This window comes from Streptomyces sp. NPDC001513 (assembly GCF_042894695.1).
Taxonomy (GTDB): domain Bacteria; phylum Actinomycetota; class Actinomycetes; order Streptomycetales; family Streptomycetaceae; genus Streptomyces.
On sequence record NZ_JBIAVU010000014.1, the window covers coordinates 222,619 to 240,102 of the forward strand.

Below are 17,484 nucleotides of genomic sequence, written 5' to 3' on the forward strand. Positions count from 1 at the left end.
TCCAGCCCCGCCGCCACATCCAGCCCCTCCGGCGTTTGAGGGGTGGGGGTCCCCCCGGACGGAGTCTGGGGGAGGGTCCGGGGCGGAGCCCCGAATCGGTGAGCCGTCACGTACGCCCCCACAGGCACGCAAGAGCCTGTGGGGGCGTACGTGTACCCAGCCGGGGCTAGAACCCCCTGGTCCGCTTCGCCGCACGGCGCTTCGCCGCACTCGCCGCCCCCGGGATCCGCATGAACAGCCGGGACGTCTCCGACCCCAGGTTGACCCCGATGGCGATGGCCAGCGCGATGGCCGCCGCGTTCACCAGCGAGCCCAGCCCCTCGTTCAGCCGGTTCTCGGCGATCAGCAGCAGCCCGTAGTACGTCGCCGAGCCGGGCAGCAGCGGGCCGATGGCGGCCGTGGTGTACGGCAGGGCGGAGGCGAAGCGGTAGCGGGAGAAGAGCTGCCCGAAGAGGCCGACCAGCCCGGCGGCGATGGCGGTGGACGGCACGGGCGGGATCTCGCCCGCGTAGTGCAGGGCGCCGAAGGTGACCCAGGCGACCCCGCCGTTGAGGGTCACGATCAGCACGGTGGAACGTTCCTGCTGGAGCAGGATCGCGAAGGTGAAGACCAGCACCATCGAGGCCGCGATCTGGATCAGCGGCCGCTCCTGGATCTCCAGTACCTCCTCCGGCCGGGGCGAGGCGTCGAACTGCAGGCCGACGTAGAGCACGACCAGCACGCCCATGATGATGCCGATGAAGAGGTACATGACCTCCAGCAGCCGGGCGGAGGCGGTGATGTAGAAGCCGGTCAGACCGTCCTGCACGGCCGCGACCAGGGCCCGCCCGGGCAGCAGCGCGAAGAGCCCGCCGGTGATCACCGCGGACGCCTTCACGTCGATCGCGGTCATGTTCAGCGCCACCCCGATCGCGGCCGGCGGCATGGCCGCGACCACGAACTGGTAGAACTCCGGCAGCCCGCGGCCGGCGCACAGCCAGGCCAGCCGGTCACCGAGGATCGCGCCGAGCGCCGCCGCGATGAACACCAGCACCCCGCCGCCGACCAGGGTGGAGGCGGCGCCGGCCAGCAGCCCGGCGGAGCACGTGAGCATCCAGCCGGGGTATGGGTGGCGGTTGCGGCGGATCTCGGCGAGGCGCCGGTAGGCCTCCTCCAGCGAGATGTCGATCTCGGGGGCGCTGATGTCGTCCACCAGCCGGTAGACGGCCGACAGCCGGTTGTAGTCGGTGCCGCGGCGGCGCACGGTCCGGTTCGCCGAGACCGGGTGGTCCACCAGCGAGGGCTGGTGGGTGATCGACAGCAGGGTGAAGGTGACGGTGGGCTCGCAGCGGTCCAGCCCGTAGGAGCGGGTCACCGCGAACATGGCGGCCTCCACGTCCTCGGCGCCCTCGCCGCCCGCGAGCAGCAGCTCGCCGATGCGCAGCGTCAGGTCGAGCACGCGGCCCACGGCGGGCCCGGCCTCGCTCGGCCGCTGCACGGGATCCGGTACGGGACGCACGTCGACCGGCATGCGCAGCATCGTGCGCATGCGGTCCTGCCAGGGGGATTCCTTCAGCTGGACGACGTGGAAGTCCTGGCCGGGGGTGTAGGCGGGCGGGGAGTGCGCGGCGCTGTAGGTGGCCGGGGTGGCGAAGGCCGATCCCTCGGGCTCGGGCGGCACCGGCCCGGCGCCGGCCGGACGGGCGAACTCCGAGGTGGGCTGGTCGTCTTCGAGGGCCTCCGGCTCCATCCCGGGCGGCGGCGTGAAGGCGCTGTGCGCCTCGTCGGACTGGGGCTTCCTGTCCTCTGCCCCGTCGGCCTCCGCCACGCGTCCTCCAGTCCGTGATCACCTGCCGTATCAGTATGCGGAACCCTTCGCTCCCTGGCGAAGCCAGGGAGCACCCGCCCGGACACGCGACAGCGGGCGGCACCCCGCCAGGGGTACCGCCCGCCATGTCACAAAGGGCGCGGGGGAGTCCCCCGGCCGGTTACCGCCGAGCGCGAGCTCAGTGGTGACCGCCCTGCGCCTCGAGGCGCTTGTACGAGGCCTCGATCTCGGCCTCGGCCTCGGTGCGGCCGACCCAGTTCGCGCCCTCGACCGACTTGCCCGGCTCCAGGTCCTTGTAGACCTCGAAGAAGTGCTGGATCTCCAGGCGGTCGAACTCGGACACGTGGTGGATGTCGCGCAGGTGCTCCACCCGCGGGTCCGAGGCCGGCACGCACAGCAGCTTGGCGTCGCCGCCCGCCTCGTCCGTCATGTTGAACATGCCGATCGCGCGGCACTTGATCAGGCAGCCCGGGAAGGTCGGCTCGTCGAGGATGACGAGCGCGTCCAGCGGGTCGCCGTCCTCGCCGAGGGTGTTCTCGACGAAGCCGTAGTCGGCCGGGTAGCTGGTCGAGGTGAAGAGGCGACGGTCCAGGCGGATCCGGCCGGTCTCGTGGTCCACCTCGTACTTGTTCCGCGAACCCTTGGGGATCTCGATGGTGACGTCGAACTCCACGTCCTGCTCCTCCATGATCAGCTTCATTGCTTCGGGGCTGCGCGATTCACCTGCGTGCGCGGCCGACCCAGCCCTGCCGGGTGGGGTGCCATGCTCGCGGCAAGACGCAATGGTTAAGTGTCCCTCACGCATATGTGTGATCGCGAAAGGGGCTGGTCCGAGGTGCCATTGGTCAAGTCGTGGCAGCTCATCGCGGGTGCGGCCGTCGCCGGCCTCGCCCTGTCGGTGGCAGCGGTGGCCGCCGCCGGTCCCTGGGACTCCGGCCAGCGTAAGGCCGAGCGGGACAGGGCCGCCTCCTGGAGCCTCACGGGTGGCGCAGATCACGGCCGCGAGCCCGGCTCCGGGCTCCTGCCGGAGGCCGCGCCCAGCGCCCCCGGGGTGCTCGGCGCGATCGGCCCCGGCGTCCCCCAGGGCCAGGCGGCCGCCCCCGCCGCCTCCGCGAAGCTCGCCGCCGCCCTCAAGCCGCTGCTCGCCGACCCCGCGCTCGGCACCGTCCGTACCGCCTCCGTCGTCGACACCGCCACCGAGCAGGTGCTCTACGAATCCGGGGCACGGGACGCCATGACCCCCGCCTCCACCGTCAAGATCGTCACCGCCGTCGCCGCGCTGGCCGCGCTCGGGCCCGAGCACCGGATCAGGACCACCGTCGTCCCCGGAGCCGCCCCCGGACAGATCGTCCTGGTCGGCGGCGGCGACCCCTCCCTCACCGCGAAGAAGAAGAAGCCCGCCGGATCCGGCGGCAGCCTCGTCGCGCTCGCCGCCGACACCGCGCAGGCCCTCAAGGCCGCCGGAACCGACACCGTGACCCTCGGATACGACGACAGCCTCTACACCGGCCCCGCCCGCCACCCGATCGGCGTCAACCCCAACATCGCTCTCGTGACCGCCCTGACGGCCGACGAGGGCCGCCCCGACGACTCCACCTCCGGACCCGTCGACCGGACCGAGGACCCGTCCAAGGACGCCGCCCGCGCCTTCCGGACCCTGCTCACCGAACGCGGCATCAAGGTCACCGGCGAACCCGCCAAGGCGAAGGCCCCCGCTCCCGGTACGGGCGCTTCCGCCCAGCCGCTCGCCACCACCCTCTCCACCCCGGTGGCCGGGCTCGTCGAGCGGATGCTGACCAACAGCGACAACGACATCGCCGAGGCCCTCGCCCGCCAGACCGCCCTCGCCTCCGGGCAGCCCGCCGGCTTCGAGGGCGCCGAGAAGGCCGTCGCCGCCAAGCTCGCCACCCTCGGAGTCGACACCGCGGGCTCCCGCTTCGCCGACGGCAGCGGCCTCAACCGCGCCGACAAGGTCAGCGCCGGCCTGCTCACCGGCCTCCTCGCCAAGGCCGCCGACCCGCAGCGCCCCGAGCTGCGGCCGGTCCTGACCGGACTGCCCGTCGCCGGCTTCACCGGGACCCTGCGCGGCCGCAACGCCGGCACCTCCCCGGCCGCGGGCCTGCTCCGGGCCAAGACCGGCACCCTGACCGGCGTGAACTCCCTCTCCGGGACCGTCGTCGACTCCTCCGGCCGACTCCTCGCCTTCGCCTTCCTGACCGCGAACAGCCCCGGCCCCGAGGGCGCGGAGAAGGCCCTCGACAAGCTCGCCGCGGCCGTCGCGGCCACCTCGTAGGTCCGCCCGGGCCGGGCCCGAGGGGGTCCGCAGGGCGCCCCGCCCACGTACGGTTGACGCATGACGAGCATCAGTGGTGCGGAGATGGTCGACTGGAACCTCGCGGTGGCGACCGCGACCCGCTTGGTGCGTCCCGGGCCGGAGGTCACCCGGGACGAGGCACGGGCGGTCGTCGCGGAGCTGCGCGGGCACGCCAGGATCTCGGAACGGCACGTGCGCGAGTTCACCAGGATGATCCCGGAAGGGTCCGCCGTCCCCGACACCCCCGTCCTGGTCGTCGACCGGGCCGGCTGGGTCAAGGCCAACGTCGCCGGGTTCCGCGAGCTGCTCCAGCCGCTGCTCGGCAAGATGCAGGACCGCCGCGCGGGCGCCCCCGGCGGAGCCGTGCTCGGCGCGGTCGGCGGCAAGGTCACCGGCGTCGAGCTGGGCATGCTGCTGAGCTTCCTGGCCTCCAGGGTCCTCGGCCAGTACGAGACCTTCGCCCCGGTCTCGCGCGACCTGCCGGCCTCCGCCGGCGGCGGCCGGCTGCTGCTCGTCGCCCCCAACATCGTGCACGTCGAGCGCGAGCTCGAGGTGAACCCGCACGACTTCCGGCTGTGGGTCTGCCTGCACGAGGAGACGCACCGTACACAGTTCACGGCCGTCCCGTGGCTGCGGGACCACCTCGAAGGCGAAATCCAGACGTTCCTGGGCGCCACCGAGGTGGACCCGGCGACCGTGCTGGAGCGCATCCGGGAGGCCGCCCAGTCCTTCGCGGGAGCCCGCCCCGACGCCGAGCACGGCGACGAGGGCCGCTCCCTCGTGGAGCTCGTGCAGACCCCCGAGCAGCGCGAGATCCTGGGCCGCCTCACCGCCGTCATGTCCCTCCTGGAGGGCCACGCCGACTTCGTCATGGACGGCGTCGGCCCGCAGGTGGTGCCCTCGGTCGCCGAGATCCGCGAGAAGTTCCAGCAGCGCAGGGCCAGCGGAGCCGGCCGCCTCGACTCCGCCCTGCGCAAGCTCCTCGGCCTCGACGCCAAACTGCGCCAGTACCGCGACGGCGAGCGCTTCGTGCGCGCCGTCGTCGGCCAGGTCGGCATGGACGGCTTCAACCGGGTCTGGACCTCCCCGAACACATTGCCGACGAAGGCCGAGATCGCCAAGCCAGCCGAGTGGGTGGCCCGAGTCCACCGCAAGGGGAGCGAACAGAGCGAATGAGGGTGACTCAAGGGGCGTAAACATGTCCCACTGGGGGAAGCAGCGTCACCCGTCCGAGGGACCGTGGGCCGTGGAAGGGCGTGCGATGCTCGGGGAACGGCTCGGTTCTGTCACCATCGACGCACTCTGAGTGACATCCCTGAACGACAGCCCCCGCACCGCGGGGGTACCGGGCACCACCCCCAGCGCACCACACCCCAACGCCTCCGAGGCATCCGAACTCCATCGAAGGGCACCGGACATGGGTCCCCATCCTGCGGTCGCGGCGATACGCCTGGCGGTCCGCCGCGTACTCCACGACGTCCTCACCGACCTCACCGACACCCCCGCCGACCCTCGCACCGCAGCGGGCACCCGGCCACTCGTCCTCGTCGCGTGCTCCGGCGGCGCCGACTCCATGGCACTCGCCTCGGCCCTCGCCTTCGAGGCCCCCAAACTCGGCATCCGGGCCGGCGGCATCACCGTCGACCACGGACTGCAGCCCGGCTCCGACCTGCGCGCCGCGGAGGTCGTCACCCGCATGACCGCACTCCGCCTCGACCCGGTGGAGTCCGTCGCCGTGCGCGTCGGCCGTGACGGCGGACCCGAGGCCGCCGCCCGCGACGCCCGCTACGGGGCCCTGGACGAGGCCGCAGACCGCCTCGGGGCCGCCGCCGTCCTCCTGGGCCACACCCGGGACGATCAAGCCGAAACCGTCCTGCTGGGCCTCGCCCGCGGCTCCGGGATCCGCTCGCTGTCCGGCATGGCCGAAGTGTCCGGAGGCCCGGGCCGCAGCCACCGCTACCGCCGCCCCTTCCTCCAGATCGACCGGCAGACCGCCCGCAAGGCCTGCATGGTCCAGTCCCTCCCCGTCTGGGACGACCCGCACAACATCGACCCCGCCTACACCCGCTCCCGGCTGCGCCACGAGGGACTGCCCGCCCTGGAGAAGGCGCTGGGCAAGGGGGTCGTCGAGGCACTCGCCCGCACCGCCCAGCTCTCCCGCGACGACGCCGACGCCCTCGACGCCTGGGCCGCCGAGGCCGAGACCGGCGTCCGGGACGCGGACGGCCGCCTGGAGTGCGCCAAGCTGTACGCCCTGCCCCCGGCCGTCCGCCGCCGGGTGCTGCGCAGGGCCGTGGTCGCCGCGGGCTCACCCGCGGGCTCCCTCTTCGCCCGCCACATCGAGGAAGTCGACCGGCTCATCACCGGATGGCGCGGCCAGGGCGCCATCAACCTGCCCGGCCGGGTCGAGGCCCAGCGGCAGGGTGGCAGACTTGTCATCCGGCAGGGCTGATTGGTGCTGAAACACGGCTGAGTCCTCCGGGGACACCCCCGGAGCCCCGGCCGACAACGAAAGTGATGCGGGTGGACGAGAAGGACATGGGCAACGACCTCCAGTCGGTGCTCATCACCAAGGAAGAGATCGACGCGAAGCTGGCCGAGCTGGCCGCGAAGATCGACGCGGAGTACGCGGGCAAGGACCTGCTCATCGTCGGTGTGCTCAAGGGCGCCGTGATGGTGATGGCGGACCTGGCGCGCGCCTTGTCCACCCCGCTCACCATGGACTGGATGGCGGTGTCCTCGTACGGCGCCGGGACCCAGTCCTCGGGTGTGGTCCGGATCCTCAAGGACCTGGACACCGACATCAAGGACAAGCACGTCCTGATCGTCGAGGACATCATCGACTCCGGTCTGACGCTGTCCTGGCTGCTGTCGAACCTGGGCTCCCGCCAGCCGGCCTCCCTGGAGGTCGTCACGCTGCTGCGCAAGCCCGAGGCCGCGAAGGTCGCGATCGACGTGAAGTGGGTCGGCTTCGACATCCCCAACGAGTTCGTGGTGGGCTACGGCCTCGACTACGCGGAGAAGTACCGCAACCTGCCGTTCGTCGGCACGCTCGCCCCGCACGTCTACGGCGGCTGATCCCGCTCCCGGTCGCCCCCGGTCTCCGGGACCCTGCGGGAAAGCACCGCGGGTTCCGGGGAACCTGTGGGCGATTCCCGCCGTTGGAGCAGGGGAAGGCGGGTCTGTCAGCCGTCCCACGGGGCCGCGGGTGACAATACAGGGGTACATTCCGAAGAACAGTCTTTACTCACAGCAGCATTTACCTACGGGCAGGAGGGACGGGGTGCCTGGCGCCCCGTATGGATGGACGTGAAGCGATACTTCCGTGGGCCGGTCATGTGGATCGTGCTGGCCGTCCTCGCCGTGGTCGTGTTGATGAATGTCGTCGGCTCCGGCGGCGGCTACAAGTCGGTGGACACCAGCGAGGTCATCAAGGCGATCAACACTGGCCAGGTGGAAACAGCGAAGCTGACCACCGGCGACAGCCAGATGATCAAGATCGAGCTGCGCGACGGCCAGAAGCTCGGCAAGCATGACGGCACCAAGTTCCAGGCCAACTACATCGGGGATCAGGGCGTCCAGCTCGCCCAGAGCCTCCAGACCAAGTACGACGCCGGTCAGATCCCGGACGGGTACTCCGTCACTCCGGACAAGACCAGCCCGTTCCTGAGCGTTCTCCTCTCGCTCCTGCCCTTCGTCCTCATCGTCGTTGTCTTCCTGTTCCTGATGAACCAGATGCAGGGCGGCGGCTCCCGGGTCATGAACTTCGGGAAGTCCAAGGCCAAGCTCATCACCAAGGACACCCCTAAGACGACGTTCGCCGATGTCGCGGGCGCGGACGAGGCCGTCGAGGAACTCCACGAGATCAAGGAGTTCCTCCAGGAGCCGGCGAAGTTCCAGGCCGTCGGCGCCAAGATCCCCAAGGGCGTGCTGCTGTACGGCCCGCCCGGCACCGGAAAGACCCTGCTCGCGCGCGCCGTCGCGGGCGAGGCCGGTGTCCCCTTCTACTCGATCTCCGGATCCGACTTCGTCGAGATGTTCGTCGGTGTCGGTGCCTCGCGTGTCCGCGACCTGTTCGAACAGGCCAAGGCCAACGCCCCGGCGATCGTCTTCGTCGACGAGATCGACGCCGTCGGCCGGCACCGCGGTGCGGGTCTCGGCGGCGGTCACGACGAGCGCGAGCAGACCCTCAACCAGCTGCTGGTCGAGATGGACGGCTTCGACGTGAAGGGCGGCGTCATCCTGATCGCCGCCACGAACCGTCCGGACATCCTCGACCCGGCGCTGCTGCGCCCGGGCCGCTTCGACCGGCAGATCGCGGTCGACCGTCCGGACATGCAGGGCCGTCTGGAGATCCTCAAGGTCCACCAGAAGGGCAAGCCGGTCGCCCCGGACGTCGACCTGGGCGCAGTCGCCCGCCGTACGCCCGGCTTCACCGGTGCCGATCTCTCCAACGTCCTGAACGAGGCCGCGCTGCTCACGGCCCGCTCGGACAAGAAGCTGGTCGACAACCACGCGCTGGACGAGGCGATCGACCGCGTCGTGGCGGGTCCGCAGAAGCGGACCCGGATCATGTCGGACCGGGAAAAGAAGATCACCGCGTACCACGAGGGCGGACACGCCCTGGTCGCGGCGGCCTCCCCGAACTCCGACCCGGTCCACAAGATCACGATCCTGTCCCGCGGCCGGGCCCTGGGTTACACCATGGTCCTGCCCGACGAGGACAAGTACTCGACCACGCGCAACGAGATGCTCGACCAGCTGGCGTACATGCTGGGCGGGCGCGCGGCCGAGGAGCTGGTCTTCCACGACCCGACCACGGGCGCGGCGAACGACATCGAGAAGGCCACCGCCACGGCGCGGGCCATGGTCACGCAGTACGGCATGACCGAGCGTCTCGGTGCGATCAAGTTCGGCGGCGACAACACCGAGCCGTTCCTGGGCCGCGAGATGTCGCACCCGCGGGACTACTCGGAAGAGGTCGCGGCGCTGGTCGACGAAGAGGTCAAGAAGCTCATCGAGACCGCGCACAACGAGGCCTGGGAGATCCTCGTCGAGAACCGTGACGTTCTCGACAACCTGGTCCTCGCGCTGCTGGAGAAGGAGACGCTGAACAAGGAGCAGATCGCCGAGATCTTCTCGACGATCGTGAAGCGTCCGGCCCGCCCCGCGTGGACCGGCTCCTCCCGCCGCACCCCCTCCACCCGTCCGCCGGTGCTCTCTCCCAAGGAGCTCCAGCTGACGAACTCGGCGAACGGCACTTCGGCGACGACCGCCGTTTCGCCGGTCTCGACGGAGAAGGGCATTGAGGTGGCCCCCGAGGACCGCCCCGAGGCCTGATCCACCCGGAATGGAAGCCGCGCCCCCCAGGTTCTAGCCTGGGGGGCGCGGCACTTTCATCTGGTCATACTTGGGTGGCCGCGAGCGCTGTGCACACAGGAACGAGGAAGAGATGACCGACCCAGTGACCCTGACCGGCGACGAGGGCACGATCGGCGAGTTCGACGAGAAGCGTGCCGAGGCGGCGATTCGCGAGCTCCTGATCGCGGTCGGCGAGGACCCGGAGCGGGAGGGTCTCCTGGAGACCCCGGCGCGCGTGGCGCGGTCGTACCGGGAGATATTCGCCGGCCTGTACCAGCGGCCCGAAGAGGTCCTGACCACGACGTTCGACATCGGCCACGACGAGATGGTCCTCGTGAAGGACATCGAGGTCATGTCAAGCTGTGAACATCATCTTGTCCCGTTCCACGGTGTCGCCCACGTCGGCTACATCCCGTCCATCGACGGCAAGATCACCGGCCTGTCGAAGCTCGCCCGCCTCGTGGACGTGTTCGCCCGCCGCCCCCAGGTGCAGGAGCGCCTGACCACGCAGATCGCGGACTCCCTGATGGAGATCCTGGACCCGCGCGGCGTCATCGTGGTCATCGAGTGCGAGCACATGTGCATGACCATGCGCGGCGTCCGCAAGCCCGGTGCGAAGACCATCACCTCGGCGGTCCGCGGCCAGCTCCGCGACCCCGCCACCCGCAACGAGGCGATGTCCCTGATCATGGCTCGCTAGCCGGATTGTCAGACCCGCCCGATAACGTCGTTGATCAGGTGATTCACGCTGATCGGGGGGCGATATGGGCGGGCTGCCGAGCAAGCAGTTGGTGAACGGGGTGAACGGGCAGGCCCAGGCGAGAACCGTCAGGGTGGGGGACCGGCTCTGGGCACTGGCCGGGGCGCGGACGGTGCAGACGGCCGTCACGGCGGTGAGGGCCGTGAAAGCCCGCACAGTGGTGGATGTGGTCACGGACCGGCAGACGTTCTGCGTGGCTCCCGAGCAGCTCCTGGCGACCTCTGCGGGGTGGGTGCCTGCGGTCGAGGCCGCAGGCAGCGCCTTGGCCTGGACTCCGCCGCGCAAGCTGCGCCGCCGGCGCCTCGAGATCCGGTCCGGCTATGAATTCGGCTACTGGGTGGGCGCGACGTGTGCCGACGGGACGGTCGGCAAGAACTACGTGTCGCTCATCGTCAACGACGAGGGCTTCGCCAGCCGGTATGCGCAGTGCCTGACAGCGGCCACAGGCCTCACCGCCCGCCTGGAGCCGGTCACCCGGCCCTCCGGTTACCTTCAGCGGGATCTTCCGGGCTTCCGGGTGCGCGTCGTCGCCTCGTACCTCGCCGATCTGATGCGGCAGTACGTGGGCGGGGACGCCCACCACATGCGGCAGCGGTTCCCCCGCATCGTGCTTCGGGACGAGGTGACCTTCGACGGTTTCCTCGACGGCTATGTGGACGGCGACGGGCACCGGATCAGAGGAGCCTGGGGGTGCCGGGTCGTGACGAGTGCCAACGTCCCCTTCCTCCGCGAGATGGCGGAGATCGTCGGGGCGAGGTTCACGCCGAGTGGTGTCCACGGGCGGGCGTCGCGCGTCTACATCTCGGATACCTGGCGACAACGCGGCACGTTCCGACCGGAAGAGCATCCCCTGCTGCTCGACGAGACGGCATCGGTTCCGGTGCTGGAGGTCCGGACCCACACCGCCACCGGCGCGAAACCCTTCACCCTGTACACCTACCGCCTCGACCCCTATCCCGGCTTCCTGGTGAACGGGCACCTCGTCCGTGCGCCCGGGTGACGGCTCAGGCGCGGGCCGTGGATTCGGGGGTCTGGTCGTCGTCCTCCGGGAGTTTGAGTACGTGCTCCAGGAAGAGGGCGGCGGCGATGACGGCCACCCCGGCCAGGACCGAGGCGCCGGCGTACCAGGCCTGGTCGCGGCGGGCGGGGATGTCCAGGGAGTCGGTGAGCAGGAAGACGCCGACCCCGCCGTACATGCCGGCCACCAGCGCCGCCACGAGCGCGCTGGCCTGGCCGAAGACCACCGCGCGGGCGGCCATCAGGGGCTCCACGCCCTTGGCCCCCGGCCGGCGCTCGCGCTGGGCCTTGAGCCGGGACCGCATGGACAGGGCCGTGGCCAGCAGTACGGCCGCGATGACGCCCAGGACGATCGGCGCGGCCAGCGGAACGCCCGGCAGGGTGCCGTAGGCGTTCCACAGCCGGGCACCCGCCCAGGACAGGATCCCGGCGACCACGAAGATGCCCGCCAGGACCGCCGGCCTCAGTTGCTTCACTTGCCCGTTCCCCGCTTTCCGCGCCGATCCGTCAGGCCGTCCACAGGGTAACGACTACTCCGGGAGGTGGAGTTCCAGGTCCGGGCGCGGCGTGACGCCGCTCAGGCCGGTTTCGGCCAGGAGCGCGGCGACCGGGCCGCGGCCGGGGATCTGGGCCTCCGGGTCGATGTCGTGCCAGGGGGCCAGCACGAAGGCGCGCTGGTGGGCGCGCGGGTGCGGGAGGGTGAGGACGGGGTCGTCGGAGACGCGGTCGGCGTACGCGACGATGTCCACGTCGATCGTGCGGGGGCCCCAGCGCTCCTCGCGGACGCGGTCGAAGGCCTCTTCGATGGCGTGGCCGCGCTCCAGGAGCGAGGACGGGGGCAGCGTGGTCTTCACGGCGACGACCGCGTTGAGGTACGAGGGCTGCGAGCCGGGATCGACGCCCCACGGCTCGGTCTCGTAGACGGGGGAGACGGCCTTGACCCGCAGGCCCGGGGTGTCGCCGAGGGCGTCGATGGCGCCCTGGAGGGTCTCCAGCCGGTTGCCGAGGTTCGCGCCGAGCGCGATGACGGCCCATTTCGGGTTGGACAGGGTGACGTCCGCCGCGTCGACCGTCTCCACGACGGAGGCGGGTACCGGCTGGACGGTGGGGTCGCTCGGTGCGTTCAGTCCGTTGTTCATGCGCGGCTCCGGGTGATCGTGATGGTCACGTCGTCGAACGGGACGGTGATGGGCGCGTCCGGCTTGTGGACGACGACCTCCACCTGCGCCACCGCTTCGTGCTTGAGGCACTGCTGGGCGATCCGCTCGGCGAGGGTCTCGATCAGGTCCACGGGCTCGCCCTGGACCACGTCGACGACTTCCTCCGCGACTACCCCGTAATGCACGGTCTTCGCCAAGTCGTCTCCGGCCGCTGCGGGGCGGGTGTCGAGATGGAGCACCAGGTCGACGATGAAGGTCTGGCCTTCCTCGCGCTCCCGGGGGAAGACGCCGTGGTGCCCGCGAGCCTTGAGGCCGCGCAGCGCGACACGATCCACGCGAATCACTCCTGCTTTCGTAGTGCTTCCGGTCCCGGGGCTCCCCGGGGCCATGGGCCTACGCCGAGTGCGGTCGGCGTCGTCCGTCTTCGAATTTACCTGCGAAATAGTCCGGGTCCCGCCGTAGGGGTCAGGAGGCGTCGTCCTCGTCCTCGTCCTCGGACTCCGTGAGCACGGGAGAACCGTGGTGGGACCAGAGGCGCCAGCCCTCGGATGTGCGTCGGAACACATTCGTGGCGACGACGAGCTGGCCGACGAGCGGGCCGAGCTCTCCGCCGTCCTCGGCGGGTCCGCCGCTGAGGATGTTCTCCGTGCACGTCACCAGGGCGGTGTCGCCTATCACGGCCACCTTGGTGTCGGTGAGGAAGAACTGGATGTAGTCCGTGTGGGACATGATCAGGGCGTACGAGCGGAGCACCTCGCCGCGGCCGGAGAGCACGGGCCAGCCGGGGTGCACGCAGGAGATCTCGTCCTCCAGCCAGAGCGCCGACAGAGCGTCGAAGTCCCCCCGCTCCATTGCCTCGTAGAAGGCCGTGTTGACCTCTTCGACCGCTTCGATGTCGGTTCTGCTCACAGTGCTCCTTGTCGGTCGTTGAGGATCAGAGTGCCCCTTCCACGGCGCGGGCCACCCGAACCGCGTCCGCGGTGGCCCTTACCTCGTGGACCCGTACGGCCCAGGCGCCCTGGTGGGCGGCGATGGCGGAGACGGCGGCCGTGGCCGCGTCGCGCTCGCGGGCGGGCGGCGGGGCCGCGTCCTGCGCGCCGGCCAGGACCCGGCCGAGGAAACGCTTCCTCGATGCGGCGACCAGCAGCGGGAAGCCCAGCGCACGCAGTTCGGGCAGGTGGGCGACCAGGGCCAGGTCGTGCTCGGCGTTCTTGGCGAAGCCGAGGCCCGGGTCGACGACGAGCCGCTCGGGGGCGATCCCGCCGGCCACGACGGCGTCGATCCGGTCCCGGAGTTCGGCGGTGACCTCGGCGAGCACGTCCTCGTAGACGGCGAGGCTGTTCATGCCGGCGCTGAAGCCGCGCCAGTGCATCACCACGAAGGGCACCTCGGCGGCGGCGACGGCCGGGATCATGCCGGGGTCGGCGAGCCCGCCGCTGACGTCGTTGACGAGTACGGCGCCCGCGGCGACGGCCCGGGCGGCGACGGCCGCGCGCATGGTGTCGACGGAGACGGTGACGCCCTCGGAGGCGAGGCCGCGCACCACGGGGACGACCCGGCGCAGCTCCTCCTCCTCGTCGACGCGGGAGGCGCCGGGCCGGGTGGACTCGCCGCCGACGTCGACGAGGTCGGCGCCCTGCTTGACGAGGTCGAGGCCGCGCTTGACGGCCGCGGTGGTGTCGAACCAGCGGCCGCCGTCGGAGAAGGAGTCGGGCGTGACGTTGACGACGCCCATGACCGCGCAGCGGTCCCACTCCGGCAGACCTGTGACCCGGCCCCTGCCGATGGCTCCGCGCTTCGTGTTCATAGGTCCAAGGGTAGGGCTGACCTGGATACGGCAGGGGCCCCGGCGGTCTCGCGGACGCCGGGGCCCCTGGGGGCGTACGGGGCGGCTACGCCGCCTGGACCTCGCGTTCCGTCTGCTTCGGGACGGTCGTCATGTGGTTGTGCGTGCAGGTGCGGACGGGCTTGGGGCGGCGGCGGCTCGCGAAGAGGCGGGGCAGGGCCAGCGTCACGAAGCCCTCGGCCTGCATCGCGGCGAAGCCGATGCGGGGCAGGTCACGGGTGGTGCGGAAGACCACGAAGCGGGGCTCCCAGCGGGGGCGGAACTTCGCGTTGAACTTGTACAGCGATTCGATCTGGAACCAGCGGGACAGGAAGACGAGCAGGCCCCGCCACATGCGCAGGACCGGGCCGGCGCCGATCTTCTCGCCGCGGGCGAGGGCCGAGCGGAACATCGCGAAGTTCAGCGAGACCTTCTCGATCTTCAGGCCGGGGGCGGCCTCCAGGGAGGCGACGATCAGCAGTTCGTTCATGCCGGGGTCGGCGGCGCGGTCGCGGCGCATCAGTTCCAGCGACATGCCGTCCTTGCCCCACGGGACGAAGTGCAGGACGGCCTTGAGGTCGCCGAAGGGGCTGGTGTCGCCCTCCTCGACGCGGTGCGCGGTGGCGATGAAGCAGTCGCCGTCGCCCGGGTCGCCGACCCGGCCCAGCGCCATCGAGAAGCCGCGTTCGGTGTCGGTGCCGCGCCAGGCCTCGGCGGCGCCGCGCACCTGCTCCAGTTCCGTTTCGGTGAGCTCGCTGACGCGGCGGACCTTGGTGGTGTAGCCGTTGCGCTCGATGCGCTTCACCATCTGGCGGACATTGCGCATGGCGCGGCCCGAGAGGGAGAAGTCTTTGACATCGACAATCGCCTCGTCACCCAGTTCCAGGGCGTCGAGGCCGGTCTCGCGGGTCCAGACCTCGCCGCCGGTCTCGCTGCAGCCCATGACGGCCGGGGTCCAGGAGTGGGCCTTGGCTTCCTCCATGAACCGCTCGATGGCGCCGGGCCAGGCCTCGACGTCACCGATGGGGTCGCCGGAGGCGAGCATCACGCCGGAGACGACGCGGTAGGTGACGGCGGCCTTGCCGCTGGGGGAGAAGACGACGGCCTTGTCGCGGCGGAGCGCGAAGTGGCCGAGGGAGTCTCGGCCGCCGTGCTTGGCGAGCAGCTCGCGCAGCTTGTCCTCGTCGTCGGCGGTGAGCCGGGCGGCCGGGTGCTCGGGGCGGAAGGCCAGGTACATGGTGGTGAGGGCGGTCAGCATGCCGAGCGCGCCGAGGGAGTAGCCGACGGTCCAGGAGACCTGGCCGGCGTAGTCGACGGGGCCCTCGAAGCCGAAGAGGCCGTAGACGACGTGGGTGATCTGCTCGTACAGGCCCGGGTTGCCGACGACCTTGTTCGGGTGGACGTTGACGATGAGCAGGCCGAGTCCGATGGAGCCGGCGCTCATCAGCACGAAGTTCGCGAGCGCCTTCCAGCGGCTGCGCGGGTCGGGCAGTGCCTTGAATTCACCCTGGTGGCGCAGCAGCAGTGCGAAGAGCACTGCCGCGATGACCACGCCGGGGATCGAGTGCCGGTACAGGAACTGCGCCACGGCGCCGGCCGGCAGCAGGACTACCGCCGCTCGCCAGGCCCGGCGCTTGCGGCGCTTGAGGCCGTGCGCGAGCAGCAGGAGCAGGACGCCCGCGCTGATGGCGAGGGCGGCCGCGAACGGGCCGAAGACCGGCAGCACCTCCGCCACGGCGTGGATTCTGCTGTGCCGGAAGCGCGGGAAGACTCCTGCCGCGATGTCCAGAAGGCCGACGATCATGACGGCCGTACCTACCAGGCCGGGCACCGACTCCGGCTGTGGGCCTCGGAGGATTCGGCGGACCCCGCTCGGAACCTGTCCCGACTTATCGCCATCTATCCTGCTAGACATCGCTTCCCGTTGCTCCGCGAGAGATCATGTGGCCGAAGGCCGCGACAGCCTCCGGTGTGTGGTGCGTCCCTTAGGACGACATCGACGAGGAGCGGGTTCACTCTTTCGTCGAAAAAATAAAGTCCTGCCATCAGAAAGTCGACTGACTGCTCATGGGTCTCACGAGTACTACGGTTCTGGCGTTGGCCATCCTGGCCGGTGTGCTGCTGTTCGCGGCCACGGTCTGGCTGTGGCCGAAGCTGTCGGGCCGCACCTGGCGCGCCTTCGCCGGCCGGATCGGGCTGCTGCTGGCGACGCAGCTGGCGCTGTTCTCGGCAGTGGGTCTCGCGGCCAACAAGTCGTTCCTCTTCTACGGTTCCTGGGCCGACCTGCTCGGCCAGGAGACGTCCATGGGCAAGGTCGTCGACCACTCGATGAGCAGCGACGACATCAAGGTCGTCGACAAGCAGAAGCTGGACGTCCCCGGTGGCGCCAAGCCCCAGGTCGGCGGTCAGATCCTGAAGGTTGCCATAACCGGGCAGAAGTCGAAGATAACGAGCCCCGGCTACGTCTGGCTCCCGCCGGAATACTTCCAGCCGCAGCACAAGGACCAGAACTTTCCCGCCTCGATCGTCCTGACGGGCTACCCGGGCACCGCCGAGAACCTGATCAAGGGGCTCGACTACCCGATGAAGGCCTTCAGCCTGTCCAAGTCGGGCAAGATGAAGCCGATGATCCTGGTCATGCTGCGCCCGACCATCGCGCCGCCGCGTGACACCGAGTGCGTCGACATACCGGGCGGCCCGCAGACCGAGACCTTCTTCGGCGAGGACCTCCCGCAGGCCATCACGAGCACCTTCCGGGTCGGCAAGAAGCCCCAGAACATGGGCTTCATCGGCAATTCCACGGGCGGTTACTGCGCCCTGAAGATCGCCGCGCACTACCCGGAGACCTTCGGCGCCGCCGCCGGTCTGTCCGCGTACTACGACGCCCCGGACGATCCGACGACCGGCGACCTGTTCCACGGGGACGAGAAGCTGAAGAAGCGCGCGGACGTGCTGCACAGCATCGACAAGAAGAAGCCGAGCGGTACGTCCTTCCTCGTGACGAGCAGCGAGAAGGGCGAGCCGAACCTCGGCGACACCAAGAAGTTCATCAAGAAGGTGCAGGGCCCGGACCGGGTCTCCTCGATCATCCTCGACAGCGGTGGCCACAACTTCAACACGTGGCGCCGCGAGATCCCGCCGATGCTGGTGTGGATGAGCGGGCGCATCCAGGCCTGAGGCCGTGGGCGCGTGCGGTACGGCGGAAGGGCCCGGCTCGGGAGAGCCGGGCCCTTCCGCCGT

Annotated in this window: 16 protein-coding genes; 8 read left to right on the forward strand and 8 right to left on the reverse strand. The window is 70.5% G+C overall.

Translation table 11 applies throughout. The features are described 5' to 3' along the window. Positions 1-166 precede the first annotated feature (166 nt). Together ACFYZ4_RS29710 and ACFYZ4_RS29715 are read right to left on the reverse strand one after the other, a co-directional pair. Positions 167-1,807 carry a threonine/serine exporter family protein gene (locus ACFYZ4_RS29710; RefSeq protein ID WP_351286443.1) on the reverse strand — a complete coding sequence of 547 codons (1,641 nt, stop codon included), beginning with the start codon at positions 1,805-1,807 and terminating at the stop codon, positions 167-169. A gap of 178 nt (positions 1,808-1,985) precedes the next feature. Then, positions 1,986-2,480: an inorganic diphosphatase gene (locus tag ACFYZ4_RS29715; RefSeq protein WP_214947725.1), complete on the reverse strand. Its 495-nt coding sequence runs from the start codon at positions 2,478-2,480 to the stop codon at positions 1,986-1,988. A gap of 132 nt (positions 2,481-2,612) precedes the next feature. Here ACFYZ4_RS29715 and dacB point away from each other — a divergent pair, with 132 nt between their 5' ends. The 7 genes from dacB to ACFYZ4_RS29750 all read left to right on the forward strand — a co-directional run bounded on the left by dacB (position 2,613) and on the right by ACFYZ4_RS29750 (position 11,242). After that, a complete protein-coding gene (dacB, locus tag ACFYZ4_RS29720; protein ID WP_390785304.1) occupies positions 2,613-4,100 on the forward strand; it encodes a D-alanyl-D-alanine carboxypeptidase/D-alanyl-D-alanine-endopeptidase in 1,488 nt (495 codons plus the stop codon). Between the two features lie 60 nt (positions 4,101-4,160). Beyond that, on the forward strand, positions 4,161-5,297 hold the full coding sequence (locus ACFYZ4_RS29725; protein ID WP_351286446.1) for a zinc-dependent metalloprotease: 1,137 nt from the start codon (positions 4,161-4,163) through the stop codon (positions 5,295-5,297). Positions 5,298-5,538: 241 nt separating this feature from the next. After that, positions 5,539-6,573 (forward strand): tRNA lysidine(34) synthetase TilS, encoded by a 1,035-nt coding sequence (gene tilS, locus ACFYZ4_RS29730; protein ID WP_351286448.1) that lies wholly within the window; start codon positions 5,539-5,541, stop codon positions 6,571-6,573. Positions 6,574-6,638: 65 nt separating this feature from the next. Beyond that, the gene (hpt, locus tag ACFYZ4_RS29735) at positions 6,639-7,199 is read left to right on the forward strand and encodes a hypoxanthine phosphoribosyltransferase (protein WP_030010907.1); all 561 of its coding nucleotides are present in this window, start codon (positions 6,639-6,641) and stop codon (positions 7,197-7,199) included. Positions 7,200-7,424: 225 nt separating this feature from the next. Next, positions 7,425-9,461, forward strand: a complete 2,037-nt coding sequence (ftsH, locus tag ACFYZ4_RS29740) for an ATP-dependent zinc metalloprotease FtsH (protein WP_351286450.1) — start codon at positions 7,425-7,427, stop codon at positions 9,459-9,461. Positions 9,462-9,573: 112 nt separating this feature from the next. Continuing rightward, entirely contained in the window at positions 9,574-10,182 is a 609-nt protein-coding gene (gene folE / locus ACFYZ4_RS29745; protein WP_351298265.1) for a GTP cyclohydrolase I FolE, read from the forward strand. A 202-nt stretch (positions 10,183-10,384) separates the two neighbouring features. Next, entirely contained in the window at positions 10,385-11,242 is an 858-nt protein-coding gene (locus ACFYZ4_RS29750) for a hypothetical protein (protein ID WP_390785305.1), read from the forward strand. A gap of 4 nt (positions 11,243-11,246) precedes the next feature. Here the strand turns inward: ACFYZ4_RS29750 and ACFYZ4_RS29755 are convergent, their stop codons facing one another. The 6 genes from ACFYZ4_RS29755 to ACFYZ4_RS29780 form a co-directional block, all read right to left on the reverse strand. Next, positions 11,247-11,735: a DUF3180 domain-containing protein gene (locus ACFYZ4_RS29755; RefSeq protein ID WP_351298270.1), complete on the reverse strand. Its 489-nt coding sequence runs from the start codon at positions 11,733-11,735 to the stop codon at positions 11,247-11,249. Between the two features lie 54 nt (positions 11,736-11,789). Beyond that, entirely contained in the window at positions 11,790-12,398 is a 609-nt protein-coding gene (folK, locus tag ACFYZ4_RS29760) for a 2-amino-4-hydroxy-6-hydroxymethyldihydropteridine diphosphokinase (RefSeq protein ID WP_351298273.1), read from the reverse strand. Then, positions 12,395-12,754: a dihydroneopterin aldolase gene (folB, locus tag ACFYZ4_RS29765; protein ID WP_030010912.1), complete on the reverse strand. Its 360-nt coding sequence runs from the start codon at positions 12,752-12,754 to the stop codon at positions 12,395-12,397. Before folB ends, folK begins: the two co-directional genes overlap by 4 nt. 130 nt (positions 12,755-12,884) lie before the next feature. Further along, positions 12,885-13,271 carry a nuclear transport factor 2 family protein gene (locus ACFYZ4_RS29770; RefSeq protein ID WP_051837907.1) on the reverse strand — a complete coding sequence of 129 codons (387 nt, stop codon included), beginning with the start codon at positions 13,269-13,271 and terminating at the stop codon, positions 12,885-12,887. 82 nt (positions 13,272-13,353) lie between these two features. After that, positions 13,354-14,226: a dihydropteroate synthase gene (gene folP, locus ACFYZ4_RS29775; RefSeq protein WP_351298276.1), complete on the reverse strand. Its 873-nt coding sequence runs from the start codon at positions 14,224-14,226 to the stop codon at positions 13,354-13,356. An 85-nt stretch (positions 14,227-14,311) separates the two neighbouring features. Beyond that, positions 14,312-16,159, reverse strand: coding sequence for a phosphatidylglycerol lysyltransferase domain-containing protein (locus ACFYZ4_RS29780; RefSeq protein WP_351587397.1), 1,848 nt, complete (start codon positions 16,157-16,159; stop codon positions 14,312-14,314). 152 nt (positions 16,160-16,311) lie between these two features. Between ACFYZ4_RS29780 and ACFYZ4_RS29785 the strand changes: the two genes are divergently transcribed. Then, on the forward strand, positions 16,312-17,421 hold the full coding sequence (locus ACFYZ4_RS29785; protein WP_351298283.1) for an alpha/beta hydrolase-fold protein: 1,110 nt from the start codon (positions 16,312-16,314) through the stop codon (positions 17,419-17,421). The last annotated feature ends 63 nt before the right edge of the window (positions 17,422-17,484 follow it).

Bases quoted from the DNA above. Each gene is read 5' to 3' on its own strand.
- dacB (WP_390785304.1), top strand. From the start codon at position 2,613: ATGTGTGATCGCGAAAGGGGCTGGTCCGAGGTGCCATTGGTCAAGTCG.
- ACFYZ4_RS29725 (WP_351286446.1), top strand. From the start codon at position 4,161: ATGACGAGCATCAGTGGTGCGGAGATGGTCGACTGGAACCTCGCGGTG.
- tilS (WP_351286448.1), top strand. From the start codon at position 5,539: ATGGGTCCCCATCCTGCGGTCGCGGCGATACGCCTGGCGGTCCGCCGC.
- hpt (WP_030010907.1), top strand. From the start codon at position 6,639: ATGCGGGTGGACGAGAAGGACATGGGCAACGACCTCCAGTCGGTGCTC.
- ftsH (WP_351286450.1), top strand. From the start codon at position 7,425: ATGGACGTGAAGCGATACTTCCGTGGGCCGGTCATGTGGATCGTGCTG.
- folE (WP_351298265.1), top strand. From the start codon at position 9,574: ATGACCGACCCAGTGACCCTGACCGGCGACGAGGGCACGATCGGCGAG.
- folK (WP_351298273.1), bottom strand. From the start codon at position 12,398: ATGAACAACGGACTGAACGCACCGAGCGACCCCACCGTCCAGCCGGTA.
- ACFYZ4_RS29770 (WP_051837907.1), bottom strand. From the start codon at position 13,271: ATGGAGCGGGGGGACTTCGACGCTCTGTCGGCGCTCTGGCTGGAGGAC.
- folP (WP_351298276.1), bottom strand. From the start codon at position 14,226: ATGAACACGAAGCGCGGAGCCATCGGCAGGGGCCGGGTCACAGGTCTG.
- ACFYZ4_RS29780 (WP_351587397.1), bottom strand. From the start codon at position 16,159: ATGTCTAGCAGGATAGATGGCGATAAGTCGGGACAGGTTCCGAGCGGG.
- ACFYZ4_RS29785 (WP_351298283.1), top strand. From the start codon at position 16,312: ATGGGTCTCACGAGTACTACGGTTCTGGCGTTGGCCATCCTGGCCGGT.